The sequence below is a fragment of the Shewanella sp. SW1 genome (assembly GCF_025653545.1).
Classification (GTDB): domain Bacteria; phylum Pseudomonadota; class Gammaproteobacteria; order Enterobacterales; family Shewanellaceae; genus Shewanella; species Shewanella oncorhynchi.
Genome location: NZ_JAKKSG010000007.1, coordinates 163,053 through 178,496 on the forward strand (window position 1 = coordinate 163,053; position 15,444 = coordinate 178,496).

General features: G+C 47.3%; 12 protein-coding genes. 5 read left to right on the top strand and 7 right to left on the bottom strand.

Translation table 11 applies throughout. The features are described from left to right. Nucleotides 1-143: 143 nt before the first annotated feature. Complete coding sequence (locus tag L5M71_RS08455; RefSeq protein ID WP_263206919.1) at nt 144-851, top strand: SDR family oxidoreductase; 708 nt, start codon at nt 144-146, stop codon at nt 849-851. A 521-nt stretch (nt 852-1,372) separates the two neighbouring features. Continuing rightward, nucleotides 1,373-3,706, top strand: coding sequence for a M4 family metallopeptidase (locus tag L5M71_RS08460; protein ID WP_263206921.1), 2,334 nt, complete (start codon nt 1,373-1,375; stop codon nt 3,704-3,706). A 189-nt stretch (nt 3,707-3,895) separates the two neighbouring features. Here the strand turns inward: L5M71_RS08460 and L5M71_RS08465 are convergent, their stop codons facing one another. The 3 genes from L5M71_RS08465 to L5M71_RS08475 are packed head-to-tail and all read right to left on the bottom strand — an operon-like array spanning nt 3,896 to nt 6,677. After that, entirely contained in the window at nt 3,896-4,447 is a 552-nt protein-coding gene (locus L5M71_RS08465; RefSeq protein ID WP_105251231.1) for a response regulator transcription factor, read from the bottom strand. Continuing rightward, complete coding sequence (locus tag L5M71_RS08470; RefSeq protein WP_263206924.1) at nt 4,444-5,754, bottom strand: sensor histidine kinase; 1,311 nt, start codon at nt 5,752-5,754, stop codon at nt 4,444-4,446. The genes L5M71_RS08465 and L5M71_RS08470 overlap by 4 nt, the downstream gene beginning before the upstream one ends. Nucleotides 5,755-5,762: 8 nt before the next feature. Further along, nucleotides 5,763-6,677, bottom strand: coding sequence for a dTDP-4-dehydrorhamnose reductase family protein (locus L5M71_RS08475; RefSeq protein WP_263206926.1), 915 nt, complete (start codon nt 6,675-6,677; stop codon nt 5,763-5,765). Between the two features lie 178 nt (nt 6,678-6,855). Here L5M71_RS08475 and L5M71_RS08480 point away from each other — a divergent pair, with 178 nt between their 5' ends. Next, complete coding sequence (locus L5M71_RS08480; protein ID WP_263206951.1) at nt 6,856-8,706, top strand: alkaline phosphatase D family protein; 1,851 nt, start codon at nt 6,856-6,858, stop codon at nt 8,704-8,706. Nucleotides 8,707-8,710: 4 nt separating this feature from the next. Here the strand turns inward: L5M71_RS08480 and L5M71_RS08485 are convergent, their stop codons facing one another. From L5M71_RS08485 to L5M71_RS08500, 4 genes are all read right to left on the bottom strand, one after another. Beyond that, complete coding sequence (locus L5M71_RS08485; protein WP_212600493.1) at nt 8,711-9,103, bottom strand: hypothetical protein; 393 nt, start codon at nt 9,101-9,103, stop codon at nt 8,711-8,713. Between the two features lie 147 nt (nt 9,104-9,250). Further along, entirely contained in the window at nt 9,251-10,168 is a 918-nt protein-coding gene (locus tag L5M71_RS08490) for a pseudouridine synthase (RefSeq protein WP_263206928.1), read from the bottom strand. A 53-nt stretch (nt 10,169-10,221) separates the two neighbouring features. Then, nucleotides 10,222-10,797: an LON peptidase substrate-binding domain-containing protein gene (locus tag L5M71_RS08495; protein ID WP_105251225.1), complete on the bottom strand. Its 576-nt coding sequence runs from the start codon at nt 10,795-10,797 to the stop codon at nt 10,222-10,224. A 197-nt stretch (nt 10,798-10,994) separates the two neighbouring features. Further along, on the bottom strand, nt 10,995-12,050 hold the full coding sequence (locus tag L5M71_RS08500; protein ID WP_263206929.1) for an alpha/beta hydrolase: 1,056 nt from the start codon (nt 12,048-12,050) through the stop codon (nt 10,995-10,997). A gap of 347 nt (nt 12,051-12,397) precedes the next feature. On the opposite strand from L5M71_RS08500, the gene L5M71_RS08505 reads away from it, so the two are divergent. Together L5M71_RS08505 and L5M71_RS08510 are read left to right on the top strand one after the other, a co-directional pair. Beyond that, nucleotides 12,398-14,791: a TonB-dependent receptor plug domain-containing protein gene (locus L5M71_RS08505; RefSeq protein ID WP_263206930.1), complete on the top strand. Its 2,394-nt coding sequence runs from the start codon at nt 12,398-12,400 to the stop codon at nt 14,789-14,791. A gap of 178 nt (nt 14,792-14,969) precedes the next feature. After that, entirely contained in the window at nt 14,970-15,431 is a 462-nt protein-coding gene (locus L5M71_RS08510) for a YhcH/YjgK/YiaL family protein (RefSeq protein WP_105251222.1), read from the top strand. The last annotated feature ends 13 nt before the right edge of the window (nt 15,432-15,444 follow it).

Below are 15,444 nucleotides of genomic sequence, written 5' to 3' on the forward strand. Positions count from 1 at the left end.
GCCTTAGTACTGAGTGTTAGTACTTAGCATTAGTGCTTAGCATTTGTACTAAGCCTAAGCGTGACTCTTGGATATAGAGAGTTTGATATAAAGAGTTTGATATAAAGAGTTTGATATAGATATTTGGATAGGGAGAGTTTGCTATGAAAGTACTTATCGTCGGCGGGAGTGGGGGTATTGGCAAAGCCATAGTTAAGCAAATTCAAGAGTCATATCCCGACGCCACTGTGCACGCCACCTACAGGCATCATCTTCCCCAAGACAGGCAGGATAAAATCCAATGGCATGCATTAAATGTGACCAATGAAGCTGAGATTAAACAGCTAAGTGAACAACTCACTGAATTAGATTGGATTATTAACTGTGTCGGCATCTTACACACCCAAGATAAAGGACCAGAAAAAAGCCTACAGTCAATCGATATCGACTTTTTCCAGCACAATTTAATGCTGAATACACTGCCCAGCATCATGTTGGCGAAGCACTTTGCTAAGGCATTAACACAAAGCCACTCGGCAAGATTTGCGGTGATATCGGCGAGAGTCGGCAGTATTACCGATAATAAATTAGGGGGCTGGTACAGCTATCGCGCCTCAAAAGCCGCGCTGAATATGTTTCTCAAAACACTGTCGATTGAGTGGCAACGCACCATGAAACACAGCGTGGTGCTGTCTCTGCATCCGGGCACGACAGACACGCCATTATCTCAGCCATTTCAACAGAGTGTCCCCAAAGGCAAACTGTTTACACCTGAGTATGTCGCCAACTGCTTACTGCCCATCATTGCCAATGCTACACCCGCACAAACAGGGCGTTTTTTTGCCTACGATGGCACAGAGTTACCTTGGTGAAATAAGCTGAAGAGCAAGTCAAGCAGCGGCAACTTCGATGGAGTCTTTCTAAGTGAATAAATCAAAGCCGAGGGTTTCAACCCCTTGATAGGATGATGACCCCAACGCACACCCCATCCTTAATCAAGCCTTTTCAAGAACACTGAAAAATAAACAATTGAAATAAATCATTAAATTGTTTTAAAACACTCAAGTGCATCACCCTTCCGCTTGGCTAAATCGCTATTACCCAAAAGTCCTAATTCAGATTTAAAAGCATCTAAATGAACGTTGAAGATAGTTCCTTTGTACGATTGTTAACACTTTTACATTTAAATAACATCTAGGGTCATGCGGTCATTCACGCTTTGCGCAGAATAAAACCCTGAGAATTTCCGCCTGAGCAACAGCTCATTCTATGCGGCCATGGCAGAGGGATGCCGACGACCCTGTAGAAATCACAATAAAAAAACGCTCGCCCGAGCCAGTTAAGCTGTATGGCATTCCAACGTTATTTACAAAACGGAAAAAGGATTTCAAGCATGATGCTAAACAAAAAACTGTCGCTACTCTTCATTGCTGTGTCGGCCACTTTAGGCACATCCGCATTTGCTGCTGATGTTATCGATGTCGGCACTCTTAGAAGCGCGTCTTCAAGCAATAACTTAGTGTCTCAGTTCAGCTTAGACGCAGGTAGCCAACTCAAAGTCGAGAAAAAACTCAACCTAGGTCAAGGCAAGCAAAAACAACGTTTACAACAATATTTCCATGGCGTACCAGTTTATGGTTTCTCTGTTGCGACGTCACAATCGAGCATGGGCTTTTACAGCGACATGTCTGGCCGCGTATTAAAAAATATTGAAAAGTCGGCTGATTTTGTCAAACCTACTTTAACGGCTAACAAAGCGTTAGATATTGCGATCCGTGGCAAGTCTGACAAAGCCGTTGCAGGCCTAAAAGCTGAAAACAAACAAGCAAAATTATGGCTTTACCTCGATGATGCCGCTAAAACTCGCCTCGTTTATGTGACTTCATTTGTAGTATATGGCGATGAACCAAGCCGCCCATTCACTATGGTTGACGCGCACTCTGGTGAAGTGATTAAGCGTTGGGAAGGGATTAATCACGCTGCAACGGGCACAGGTCCAGGCGGTAACATTAAGACTGGCCAATACGAATACGGTACTGATTTTTCTAGCTTAGACGTTGAAGTGAGCGGTGACACTTGCACCATGAACTCACCTAACGTGAAAACCGTTAACCTAAACGGTGCCACATCAGGCGCCACACCCTTCTCTTATACTTGTCCGCGCAATACAGTCAAAGAGATCAACGGTGCTTACTCGCCATTAAACGATGCGCACTACTTCGGCAACGTGATCTACAAGATGTATAGCGAGTGGTACAACACTGCACCGTTAACCTTTCAGTTAACGATGCGAGTTCACTACAGCAACAACTACGAAAACGCTTTCTGGGACGGCAGTGCTATGACCTTCGGTGATGGCGCAACAACCTTCCACCCATTAGTGAGCTTAGATGTCTCGGCACACGAAGTGAGTCACGGTTTCACTGAACAAAACTCAGGGCTGGTTTACGCAGATCAATCTGGCGGCATGAACGAAGCCTTCTCAGATATGGCGGGTGAAGCCGCTGAATTTTACATGCACGGCACAAACGACTGGTTAGTCGGCGCCGATATCTTTAAAGGCAGTGGTGCACTGCGCTACATGGCAGATCCAACCTTAGACGGTATCTCAATCGGTCATATCGACGATTACTATGATGGCATCGATGTGCACCACAGTTCAGGTGTATTCAATAAAGCTTTCTACACTTTAGCTAACTTACCGGGTTGGGATACACGCAAAGCATTCCAAACATTTGTAGTCGCTAACCAATTATATTGGACGGCGGACAGCTTATTCTGGCAAGGCGCCTGTGGTGTTAAATCGGCCGCAACTGACTTAGGCTTAAGTGCTGACGATGTGGTTACTGCGTTTGCCGCTGTGGGTATCACACCTTGTGAAACGCCACCACCACCGCCACCACCAGAAGCTACTGAACTCGCCAACGGTGTTGCTGTGACAGGTTTAGCGGGTGCATCAGGTAGCAAAAAATACTACAAACTCGATGTCGCTAGCGGTGCAACTAACCTGATCTTCAATATGTCAGGCGGCACAGGTGATGCGGACATGTATGTTAAATTTGGTCAAGCGCCGACGTCTAGCAGCTATGACTGTCGTCCATACAAGTCAGGTAATGCCGAAAGCTGTGCTATTGATCCTGCTCAAACGGGAACTTATTGGGTGATGGTCAGCGGCTATAGCAGCTACACAGGTGTGAGCCTAGTGGGTGCTTATGACGGCGATGACACACCAAACCAAGCTCCAACCGCAGGCTTTACTGCAAGCTTTGCTAACGGTAACGGCAGCTTCACAAGCACCAGTACTGACAGCGATGGCGACCTGACGTCATGGAACTGGGATTTTGGTGATGGTACAAATGCCGCAGGTGCGAGTGTCAATCATCAGTATGCCCAGTCAGGCAGCTACACAGTCACACTGACTGTAACTGACAACGATGGCGCAACAGCAAGCACTTCGGCAGAATTTGCGGTTGAAGTGCCAGAAGTGGCGTTAGAAATGGCAGTAAAAAATGCGAACAAATCTCGTCGCGGTAGCATACGTGTTGCACTCGAATGGGATGGTCACAACGCTGATGAGTATACTATCTTCCGTAACGGTGTTGCGGTGGATACTTCAAGCAGCTCATCGTTTATTGACCGTTTCACCGACCTAGCTGGCGCAAGCTTCACCTATAAAGTGTGTGAAACTAACGGCCCTTGCTCAAACGAAGAAACCGTTAATTTTTAATCGCATAACCTAATCGTGCAATGGCGCTAGCGTAAAATCCTAGCGCTAATTCATCGATTCACTTCTCGTTTTCTTGTTAATGCCACTCAGCCCTTTTGAGTGGCATTTTTTATGGTCAAACGGCTCTGCCTCATTACCTAATCAGGTTTGCCTTAAGCTGTTGCCCCTTGCCCACACGTGGATGAATCGTTACTTCAAATGTCCACTTTCACCCACAGGTTTCTTCAGCAATTTACGTTGCAACGTCCGGCGATGCATTCCCAATTGGCGAGCCGTGGCGGACACATTGCCTTGGTTAGCATTGAGCACTTGCTGAATATGCTCCCACTCCAAACGCTTAGGATTAAGTGGCGAATCGTCGACTTCATCTTCTTGAAGAGTATGGGAATGCCCATCCATTTCCAGTGCGGCGAGCAAGGTTTGGGTATCCACAGGTTTAGCTAAATAATTATCGGCGCCGAGGCGAATCGCTTCCACCGCTGTAGCGATACTGGCGTAGCCGGTGAGTAACACCATAGTCACCTTGGGCAGCAGATGACGCAGCGGCACAATTAACCCTAGGCCATTAGCTTCGGCAAGCTTCATATCTAAAAGAATATGGCTAGGACGAAATTCCCGCGCCACCAGCAGAGCATCACTGGCATCATGGGTTAATCGGCATTCAAAGCCATGGCGTGTTAATCGGCGGCCTAAAATACTCGCAAGGGAAAGGTCATCCTCTACAATCAACAAACGTTTCATGAATTTACCTCGTCACTAACCTTAGTCTTGTGCGATACAGACGGCGCCAGCTCCCTTAATATAGTGAAACGAATTTGTGCCACAGTGCCACCTTGGGGATGATTAGCCAAAATCAACTCTGCACCCAAACGCTCTAAACTGGCATGACTGAGTAGCAAAGCGACACCTAAACCCTTGGGACTTTCTATGAGTAAGGTGCCCAACTGTGGCAATAAATCGGGCGCGATACCAGTGCCATAATCGCGGATCTGCAAGTAGATCTGCTCTTCGCTTGGCGCTATATCTAAACTGATATCCACCTGCGGCACACCTATGGTTTCGGCGCTGGCGCGGGCAGCATTTTCAATCAAGGCCATGATGGCAGGCGTTAAGCTCATATCAGTCAGAATACTTTGCTCTGCTAGTTGTTCAGGCACACAAGTGATCAACCAATTCAGTTCAGTTTGCGGCATTAACAACAAGGTTTTTTGCTTTAAACTGTCCACCAGCTCAATGATCTTTAGTGGGCGCTGGCGGCGATCGCGGATCGACTCCGTCGCTAATCTCAGCTCGGCAAGCGTATGTTCACAGCGACCTAACGCAGTTTCCATCTCGACAATCGTTATCGAGGTATCGCTCATGTCTTCTTTTACTTCATCGAGTAATAACCTCAGACTCGAGAGCGGTGTGGCCAGTTGATGTGCCATCTGCGCCGATACTGTGCCTAGGGCTAAGAGTTGTTCCTGACGCAATTGCCCTTCGCGCATATAGGCTAACTGCGCATCTTGGCGGCGCATACGCTTAGTGATTAACGCCACGCTGGTTGTCATCACCAATGCTGAAATCACAAAGTTGAACCACATGCCTAAATAGTGGGAACTCATGTCCATACCGTGGTGCTGCATGGGGGATTCGGGCACAGTAAAGATCATCAGGCTGTAAGCAAAGGTTGAAATAGCCGTCAGTGCCCAAGGCGCCCAGATTGGCAAAGTCACAGCCGCAAGTGCAATCGGCAACAGTAATAACGAGATAAACGCATTGGTCGCGCCGCCGGAAAAGTGCAACCAAGATATCCAAAATAGCGTGTCTAAACTGAGCGCAATAAAGAGGCCGCGCTCCTTAGCAAATAAGGGTTTACGTAGCGCCAATGTGAGCGAAAGGTATAACACCTCTAGCACTAACACATGCACTAACGGCTCCATTTGCAGGCTAAGACCAAAAGTATCGGCGGCAAACGTGGTTAAGCCTATTTGCAGCAGCAAACCTAAGGTTCGCAGTAATGCGACTTGGTCGGCAGCCTGTAGACTGGTCCCTAAGATCTTAGCCATGGCAATTCCTACAGAGTGAGTCCGAGCGTGGCAAGTGCACCACTCGATTGTGTTAATGCTTGGCGCACGCCAGTGGCAAAATTAATTTCAGAACAAATCCCCATCGCAGCTAAACGCGCACAGCTTAAGGTGCAATCCCTTGGCCGCTTGGCGTTATCTGTCGGCGTTGACTCAGGCGTTAAGTGCGCGGTACTGAGTTGTAAAATATCTCCTAAGGTCAACAACATCTGATACTTAGTCATAGTCTCTACGGCGCTAAAATGATAAATCCCCTGCACGGTAGAATGTTCAATATGCTGTGCAATCATCTTGTCTATGGCTTGGGCAATATCGGCGGTCGAGGTTGGACTGCGTATCGCCCAATGATCAACACCCTGAGCGCGACGCTCAATCAATTGGTTAACCAGCACTAGCACAGCAGATTCACTCAGCTTTTCTACTTGGCCGTAAAGGATTGGCAAGCGTAGCACGGCAAAATCAGCACTAGTGTCTAGCACTATCTCTTCGCCCTTTAGCTTAGATTCACCATAAAAATTAACCGGATGAGTGGCTGCATCTTCAGCGTACTTAGGTTGAGTGCCATCGAACACATAGTCAGTGGAAATATAGATAAGCCAAGCATTATTGGCCTTAGCTGCCATAGCTAAGGCTTGGCTGGCGGTTAAGTTAAGTGCCAATGCCGCCTGCGGATTTTGCTCGGAGACATCGGGGCGACGCTCGGCGGCGCAGTGCACTATCACTTGCGGTTGCTCGCGGGCGATAAATGCCTCGACATCCAAAGGGGCGGTAAGATCGAGTTTATGCACTCGTTCACTTGCGCGGCTAAAACCCGTGGCGATGATCTCATGTCCTGTTAATTCAAGCTGTTTTACGACAGCTCTGCCGAGTAGCCCTGTTGCCCCCGTGACCATAATCTTAGCCATATCGCCCCATTCAGTTTCAACGCATATTTATGGCTAACAATTCTAAAAGCTTTTCATATTCAACGCACTTGTTTACTCTTCTAAACCAAACTTACTTAGGGTTAACTCATGCAAGATTAACCCAAATACCCATAGGCAGAATTTGAGTACGACACTTCCTCTGATATTAGCTGGCCCCATGCTGCGCCACTGCGATGCCTCACACTTTACCCTGTGGTTTGTAAGTCGTGAGCCATTAACTGAACTTAAGCTGCGTCTTGGTGAGCAAGAGTACCTATTGCAGGATGCCGATTTACACTATGTGCCACTTGGGCAACATGCCCATCAATATCTAATAATACTGTCGCGCCCAGAGTTGCTCGCGCCCAATATCGTCACACCTTACCAAGTGTCTGCCGCTCAGCATGGTGATATTTTTGCCACGATAAGCCAGCTAAACTACGGCGATGCGTCAACGCCAAGTGTACGTTTTACCCCTGAATTAACCCAAGTATTCCACGGTTCCTGCCGCAATCCGCATCACCACAGTGACGATGCACTGGTCGCCGCCGATACCCATTTAGCCAAGATAATCAACAGGGGTGCGGAGGATGATCGCCCTGCACTTATCATAATGAGTGGTGATCAGGTCTATATTGATGATGTTGCGGGACCTATGTTAAGCGCCATAGGGCAAGTCATCGATTTGCTTGGTCTTAAACATGAGCAATTTGAAGGCGCGAGCATCACCACTAGTGAAGACATTCATTATCAACCCGCATATTTGTATCAACGGCATAAAAACCTGTTGCCTCATACCCAATATCCGGCCAAAACCGCGCTTTGGCGTTGGTATCGCAATCACCCCATTTTTACCTCCTCCATCGCCGTAAATCATTTGGTCAGCCTAAATGAAATCATCGCCCTGTATTTACTCACTTGGTCACCTGAGCTGTGGGAATTAGTGAATATCTCGAAGGATGTCGACGGCTTATTACCCGCCAATACCGCCCGCTGGCAAAATGAGTGGCAACACTTGCTTGGCTTTAAAGCTGGGTTGGGGCAAGTCAGGCGCTTTATGGCGCACATTCCCGTTTATATGATGTTTGATGACCACGACGTCACCGATGATTGGAACCTGACGGCTAAATGGGAACAAGCGGCCTACGAACACGCATTTTCGAAACGCATCATTGGTAATGCCTTAATCGGCTACACCTTATTCCAAGGACTTGGCAACGCGCCTGATAAATTTGCCGCCGATATCCGCCCGCTGCTCGATGCGTTTTTTACGCGACAAGAAAGCGAAAGTCAGGATCTGCTCATCGACGAATTACTTAAATTTGAGCAGTGGCATTACACCTTAGAGTCCTCGCCTAAACTGGTCGTGCTCGATACCCGTACCCGCCGCTGGCGCAGTGAATCTAATCTCGCAAAACCTTCCGGCTTGATGGATTGGGAGGCGTTAATGGATTTACAGCAAGAGTTACTCGGCCAGTCGAAGGTCATTATCGTCTCACCTGCGCCCATGTTTGGGGTCAAGTTGATTGAAGCTGTGCAGCGCACAGCCACTCTGATCGGCGGTTCCCTGTTAGTAGACGCCGAAAACTGGATGGCACACCCGGGCGCCGCCAATGCACTGCTGAGTATTTTTATGCACCGTAAAACCCCTGAGGAGTTTGTGATCCTCTCCGGCGATGTGCATTACTCCTTTAGTTACGACATCAGTATTCGTTTTAGACGCAGTAGCCCTAACATCTACCAAATCACCTGCAGCGGTATTAAAAATCACTTCCCTGAGAAGCTGTTACCGATTTTCGATAAACTCAATGGCTGGTTTTATGGCCACTTTTCACCACTTAACTTGCTGACAAAACGTAAACGTATGTTGCTGCGCGGCAGGCGACCAAATGGTGAGCCGAGTAAACGTCTAGTGAATAAAAGCGGAATAGGTATGTTGGAATTAGCTGATGATGGTGCACCAACAAAAATTGCGGTTTTACATGGCGATATGAGCGAAACCCTGTTCGAACCACCCAAACAGGAATAACAGATTAAACGGGTTTATTATGTTTAACCGTTTCAGGCTGAGTGGCACCAGAGCCAGAATCCATCAAAGGCGTATTTTTGGATAACGCCTCATCGGTTTTGGCAGGTTTTGGCTGAGCCTGATTGAAAATCAGTGCTTCTGGCTGCGACTTATTCGATGGTTTTTCATGCGCCATTTGATCCCAAATGATCTTAGGGCTTTGATCCCGCTCGGCATCGGCTTCTGCTGTCGATGTGCCAGACGAACTTGGTTTCTTCGGTTCAATCACCGCACTCGCCTTACGGATCTCGGCGGCAATGTCATTCAGATAAGGCTGCTTAGTCCAGTCACCAAAATACATGGCCCCCACTAATACTGCAGCGCAAAGCAAGATAGAGAAGATCGCAGATTTGGTCATAATGGACTTCCTTTAAACAATCGTAATATGGCTCCCTATGGCAGAGACTCAGATACTGCAGATTGTATTCATACCATCACAGGGCCAAGCACACAATTGCACCCGATTATTTCCTTTAAACAGACTGGAAATAATGCTTTCCGCTGACTAAAACTCAAAACCTTGACATTGCATGTCGTGGTGCATCCCGCTCACTGGGTCAATAAAACGTAACCGCTGCGCCATCAACTTAAGAGGCGTCGCAAAGTTATCCGGCCCTTTAGGTAATAAGCTTGGATAAAATCTGTCGTTTAACAATGGCATACCTAAGCTTTGCATATGCACCCGCAACTGGTGAGTTTTGCCGGTAATCGGGCTCAAGTGGAACAAACCAAGATCGCCTTTTATGGCCACTAGGCTAATTTCGGAATGGGTATTTGCCTCGCCTTCCACGATTTTCATGGTAAAACTCGGGTCGCTCGGCTGCATGCGGTTTGTTACCGTCCAGTGCAATGGCAAAGTTAAGCAGCCCTGTTGATATTGTTCAATAATCTCAGGAGTCAACTTGGCAATCGCTTGATAGTCTTTACGAATCGCATCGTCAATAAAGAGTTGATGATAGAGCGCACGGGTTTCAGGCGCGACCGTCATCAGGATCACTCCAGCGGTTTCACGATCAAGCCTATGAGCGGGCGCGATAGTATCAATGCCAGTACGCAATCTTAGTCTATGCACCAGACATTCGTTCACATAGTTGCCGCTTGGCGTCACAGGCAAAAAGTGCGGCTTGTAGGCCAAAATAACATTGTCATCTTGGAATAGGATCTGTTCTTCGAAGGGAATTTTCGCTTCCACCGGCACTTCACGGTAGTAATACACCCGTGCTGCAGGGCGATATTCAGTGTCCAATGCGATCAAACTGCCATCCCGCCAATGCACTTTTCCGTCGAGGATCCGCTGACGCCATACATCTTCACCTATACGGGCAAAATGTTGTGCAAGAAAGGCAAACACTGTGGGTTTATCTGTGACATTCACAGGAAGCACTATGTAAGAAGGTTGGGCGGCGCGGGCAGATGCTGTCATATCACAAAAAAAGCGGCTATATAAAGCCGCTATTCTAGCCTTTTTGTGGTTTTTCAGTCCACATGGGACTTGATGAGTTGCAGCACGAAGTCCAAGGTTTTATGGCAATCTGGCTGATTCACTAACACTAATTTATCTTTGTTATACATGGGCAAAACCTCGAGCCAGCGTTGGCTCACCCAAGCGGCGTCTTCCAAATGCACTTGAGAATAGAGCTCAAACAGATCGGGATTCACTTCATAAAATTGCTCTAATGCGGCGCTTATCAACTCAAATTCACCTTTAATCGGCTCTTCTTGCCAGTTACGGCAAGGTAAAGTACGCGCCATCCACAGCTTATCTTTGGCCTGCGCCGCTGAGAGGATGCTGACGCGTTGACGCCCTTCGAGCACTATGCTGAGTGAATCATCTTCTAGCTGATTAAAATCGATAATGTCACATTGGGTGGCAGTGGGATAACAGGGCGGACTACCACTGGGTCTAATGGTGGCAAAGGCGAGCACATACTTTCCCTTGAATACATCGGCCACCATGCGCAGATGACCGGGGTCAACCACACGAACCTCCACCCGTCCCTGTGGCAGTAACAAGGCATCGCGCATGAGTAACGCCATTTCTCGTGTTTGCATAGCAACCTCCTGCCCCAAATAGAAGGAAACGAACTCAATGCATTCGTATTTCCTATTATTGTAGAGTGTAGCAGGTGAAAGAATTTCCTTCCTGAAGCCGCTGAGCGCACAAAGAAATTTGCGGCCCCGCTATTTTGAATCAAGGCATTTCAACCACGTCATGTCAAACCCAGTTTTCTAAGCACAATTACAGCGAACTAAAAACGCTCCAGTCGCTCTAGCACATTTCCCCTTACGACAACCTCAGCAAACTCCTCGGCCAGACGTTCACTCAAAGCCACAGACGTGCGCCAATATTGCATCCGCTGCGCCGTGTCCAGTTGCTTAAAATCTTCACGGTCGGGGATTTTGCCAAAGGGCAATGAAGCGACAAATTCGGCCGATGGCGCCAACACTAGCGCATTGTGATAATTAGCGCGACCTTGGCGCCACTTCAAGGATTTATCGAACCATCCTGGGCTGATGATCGGATAAAAATGCGGATACAACGTCAGCCCCTTGGCACGGGATAAAGGCAAATCAAAATGATAGTCGGTAATGCCGCCATCGTAATACTGCCCATCGGCAACGCCTTCAATTTGGGACACAGGGGCCAGCAATAAAGGAATCGACCCCGTTGCTAACATCACAGCATCGACATTAGCCTCAGTTAATTCAACCTGCTGACTGGGTAAATCGTTGAGTTGCAAAAAGGGAGATGCTGCAGCTTGTTGGCTAAAGACCACACGCTCAAAATGCCAACCTAAACTCCGACGGCTCACTAAGTTGGTCGCCGCCGTCATCGCCAGCCCCGCCGCAAGCGGAAGCTTTGCCGTTAAACGATTTAAATGTTTAGCACGGCACACGATGAAATGACTGTGAATATGAGCGTTATTAACGATTTCCCTGCCACCATTTTCCCCTAAAATGCCCTGCACTACGCCTTTAACTTGCGTACTGACTTCCTGCGGTGTTGGCATACTGTCGTAACGCTGACCAATATAAAAATCCTCTAAGCGGCCATAGGCTATGAGGGGATCTTGCTGCGCCAAACACGCTAAACGCCAAGCCCCAGAGGAAGCGCCTAATGTATATAAAGGCGTTTGCCTGTCTTTGAAAAATTCAGCAAACAAATACTTATCTAGCCCTGCGATACCAAGCCACTTAGGTCCACCAGAGGCGGCAAGCAACTGGGTAAAATGCTCAGCTTTAAGGCCTTGTTCTGCCAAGGTGTTAAATGCTGTTGGTCCTGCGAGAAATCGTAACGCTGACAATTCTATGTACCTTAAAACCAATGCCATTAGAGCAAAATAAAATAGTAAACCACGAAGGTATACGTCAATAAACAATTCATATCATCGACTTAACTCAGCCGCAATGTGCATGCGACAACGTGTATTGTGCCGTACGAAGCCTCAAAAGCACGCAGGTCGATAGGGAGGTTTTCATCAATATATTCAACTGCATTTTAAATATTATTTAGAACACTAGGCTCTGAGTTAGCACATTTACGTCTAAATGTAACAATTGTTACAATGATAACCTTCTCGGCATCAGATTGTTATTTTATCTGCACACCTAAGTTCGAGTATTGGGTTACAAACATCATTGAGAGGTTTTTATGCGTCTAGCCGTTATCGCATTGGCAGTGTCATCCACACTGGTTATTCCAGCAGTCCAAGCCGCAGAGCAACAAACCGGCTTCGAAAAAATCGAGATCATAGGCTCACGCATAGCACTACGCACGGCAACTGACAGTGTTGCGCCGGTCGATATCATTACTGCCGAACAACTCGAATCAACCGGTATGACCGAAACCGCTAAAGCGCTGCAATTTGCGGCGCCAAGCTATAGCTTCCCATTCTCCTCGGTGACTGACGGTTCAGATGCGGTGCGCCCCGCGAGCTTACGCGGCCTGTCGCCAGACCACACCTTAGTACTCGTAAATGGCAAGCGTCGCCATGGTTCTGCTCTAGTACATTTAAGCGGCACCATGGGAAAAGGCTCCTCTAACGTCGATTTAAATGCTATTCCAATGACAGCGATAAAACGCATTGAAATTCTCCGAGATGGAGCCTCGGCACAATACGGTTCAGATGCGATTGCTGGCGTGATTAACGTGGTACTCAAGGACAGCGATCAAGGGGGAAGCGTCTCGGCGCAAGCCGGACAAACCTACCAAGGTGACGGTGAGCAATGGCGTGTAGGCGTTAACCATGGGATCAGTTTAAGCAATGATGGCTTTGTGAATGTCGCCCTAGAAGCGCATCACAAAGACAGCACAAACCGCGCAGGATTAGATCCACGGCAGCAATACCCTAAGTTCGCAGATGGCTCAGCAGATCCACGCGAAGCGACATTTAACCGTAAGAGCCACCACGTTGGTGATGCCGAATATGATAATGTCGGTTTGTTTATCAATGCGGCTCAGCCTATATCTACCGACGGAAAACTGTATGCCTTTGGTGGTATTAGCCAACGTGAAACTAAATCGGGTGCTTTTTACCGTTTAGCTCTCGATGCCCGTAACTTACCCGAAGTGTATCCCGACGGTTTTTTACCGCAAATTAACCCCAAAATTATCGATTCATCTCTTACCCTAGGCTATGAATTCAACCTGAGTGACTGGGACATTGATGCCTCAGTAGGATATGGTAAAAATTCATTTAACTATAATATCGTCAATACCTTAAATGCTTCCTTAGGTCCTGAAACTCCTACCGAGTTCGACGCAGGAACGCTATCGACCCGTGAAGCCAATATCAATTTGGATATTTCCCGTTATTTTGCCTTTATAAACGATTCTGAAATTCTGTTTGCAACCGGTGTTTCATGGCGCCAAAACGGCTATGAAATTGAAGCCGGAGAAGAAGATTCGTATATTAATGGTGGCTATAATGGCAAAGCGGCGGGTAGCCAAGGTTTCACCGGTTTTACCCCTGAGTCGCAAGTGGATGAAACCCGTGATAACACTGGCGTTTATATGGAACTCGAGAACCAGTTAACCAATGAGTTTTACTGGGCGGCGGCGCTGCGTTATGAAAACTATTCTGACTTTGGTGGCAACACCAGTTGGAAATTAGCGGGCCGTTACGACTTCACCGATAACTTGGCCCTGCGCGGTACCATCAACACTGGCTTTAGAGCGCCGAGCGTACAACAACTGTACTTCAGCAATATCTCGACGCTGTTTAATCCCGATCCTGTGACTGGTCAGTTGGTGCCTATTGAGTCAGGTACTTTTAACACCCTATCGCCAGTGACCAAAGCACTGGGTATTAATGAGTTAGATCCCGAACTATCCCAGTCATTCAGTTTAGGCTTGGTGTACACCAATGACACAGGCTTAGCACTGACATTAGATGCATATCAAATCTCCATCGATGATCGCATTATTCTGTCGAGCTCAGTGACGCCTAATGATTCGCCCGCCGTAGCGGCCGCGTTAGCGGGCACCAATGCAGAATCGGCGCGCTTCTTTATCAACGCTGTCGATACTCGCACCCGTGGTGTTGACCTTGTGGTGAGCCAAGATTTTGATATCGGCACTTGGGGCGATTTACGGGCGAACTTAGCCTATGCCTATAATAAAACCGAGATCCAAGACATCAATCTGCCGTCTATTTTAGGCGGATTAGAAAAGAAACTCTTTGATAGTATAGAAAGAACCCGCATGACGTCTGCTACGCCGCATAACACGGGCAGTATTGGGCTGACCCATGAACTCGGGGATTTTAAAACCAATATCCGCTTAAACTACTTTGGTGACTATAGTGAAGGTTATTCAACGGGTGATGTGAACTATAGCGATCAGTGGGTGATGGATCTGTCGGTAAAATACGCCGCCACCAATGCGCTAAGCTTTACCGCTGGGGTGCAAAACTTGTTTGATGTGTATCCAGAAAAACGACCAGATAACAATAACTTCAATGGTATCTTTGTATACCCATTAACCAATACCCCCTTTGGCTTTAATGGTGGTTACTACTTTTTAGAAGCCAAATACACTTACTAAACCCGTTTTAGCTAAGTTTAATAATACTTGATGTAGAAACAGGTCATTCAATGGCCTGTTTTTTTATGCCGAAATGTTTAGGCCTGCTTCCAATCGACAAAGCTTATGTCCTAACTGTGGTGATCGGATTATAATCTTTACCATTCGCTCATTTCACTTCCACCATGTCGAGTAGCCGATGATCGTCGATACCTTAAAAAACCGCCATATTTATCAATCCTTAAGCCCTCGGCTTGCGACTGCATTAGAACATCTAGCGACGACCGACTTTAGTCAGCTACCCGTAGGTAATTATCCCCTCGATGGCGACAATATTTTTGTGATAGTGAATGACTATCAAACCAAACATAAGTCGACAGAACCCTTTGAAGTTCATCAAAAATATATCGATGTGCAATATGTTTTCAGCGGTGAAGAAGAGTTTGGTTACTTGCCACTAGCGGAGCAAACACCCTCGAAACCCTATTTTGAAAAACACGATTACGCCGAGTTTGATTACGAGGCAAACCAAGCCAATGCCTCTTATATCAAACTCAAAGCAGGCATGTTTGCGTTATTTTTCCCCGGTGACATGCATATGCCCGGCACAGGCGATATCGCCACGGCGGTGCGTAAAGTCGTGATAAAAGTGAAGATCTAAACCTTATGCCATC

What these genes read in the sequence shown, in the direction of transcription:
- L5M71_RS08465 (WP_105251231.1), bottom strand. Translation starts at nt 4,447, where the DNA reads ATGAAACGTTTGTTGATTGTAGAGGATGACCTTTCCCTTGCGAGTATT.
- L5M71_RS08485 (WP_212600493.1), bottom strand. Translation starts at nt 9,103, where the DNA reads ATGACCAAATCTGCGATCTTCTCTATCTTGCTTTGCGCTGCAGTATTA.
- L5M71_RS08490 (WP_263206928.1), bottom strand. Translation starts at nt 10,168, where the DNA reads ATGACAGCATCTGCCCGCGCCGCCCAACCTTCTTACATAGTGCTTCCT.
- L5M71_RS08470 (WP_263206924.1), bottom strand. Translation starts at nt 5,754, where the DNA reads ATGGCTAAGATCTTAGGGACCAGTCTACAGGCTGCCGACCAAGTCGCA.
- L5M71_RS08475 (WP_263206926.1), bottom strand. Translation starts at nt 6,677, where the DNA reads ATGGCTAAGATTATGGTCACGGGGGCAACAGGGCTACTCGGCAGAGCT.
- L5M71_RS08505 (WP_263206930.1), top strand. Translation starts at nt 12,398, where the DNA reads ATGCGTCTAGCCGTTATCGCATTGGCAGTGTCATCCACACTGGTTATT.
- L5M71_RS08455 (WP_263206919.1), top strand. Translation starts at nt 144, where the DNA reads ATGAAAGTACTTATCGTCGGCGGGAGTGGGGGTATTGGCAAAGCCATA.
- L5M71_RS08495 (WP_105251225.1), bottom strand. Translation starts at nt 10,797, where the DNA reads ATGCAAACACGAGAAATGGCGTTACTCATGCGCGATGCCTTGTTACTG.
- L5M71_RS08480 (WP_263206951.1), top strand. Translation starts at nt 6,856, where the DNA reads ATGCTGCGCCACTGCGATGCCTCACACTTTACCCTGTGGTTTGTAAGT.
- L5M71_RS08510 (WP_105251222.1), top strand. Translation starts at nt 14,970, where the DNA reads ATGATCGTCGATACCTTAAAAAACCGCCATATTTATCAATCCTTAAGC.
- L5M71_RS08460 (WP_263206921.1), top strand. Translation starts at nt 1,373, where the DNA reads ATGATGCTAAACAAAAAACTGTCGCTACTCTTCATTGCTGTGTCGGCC.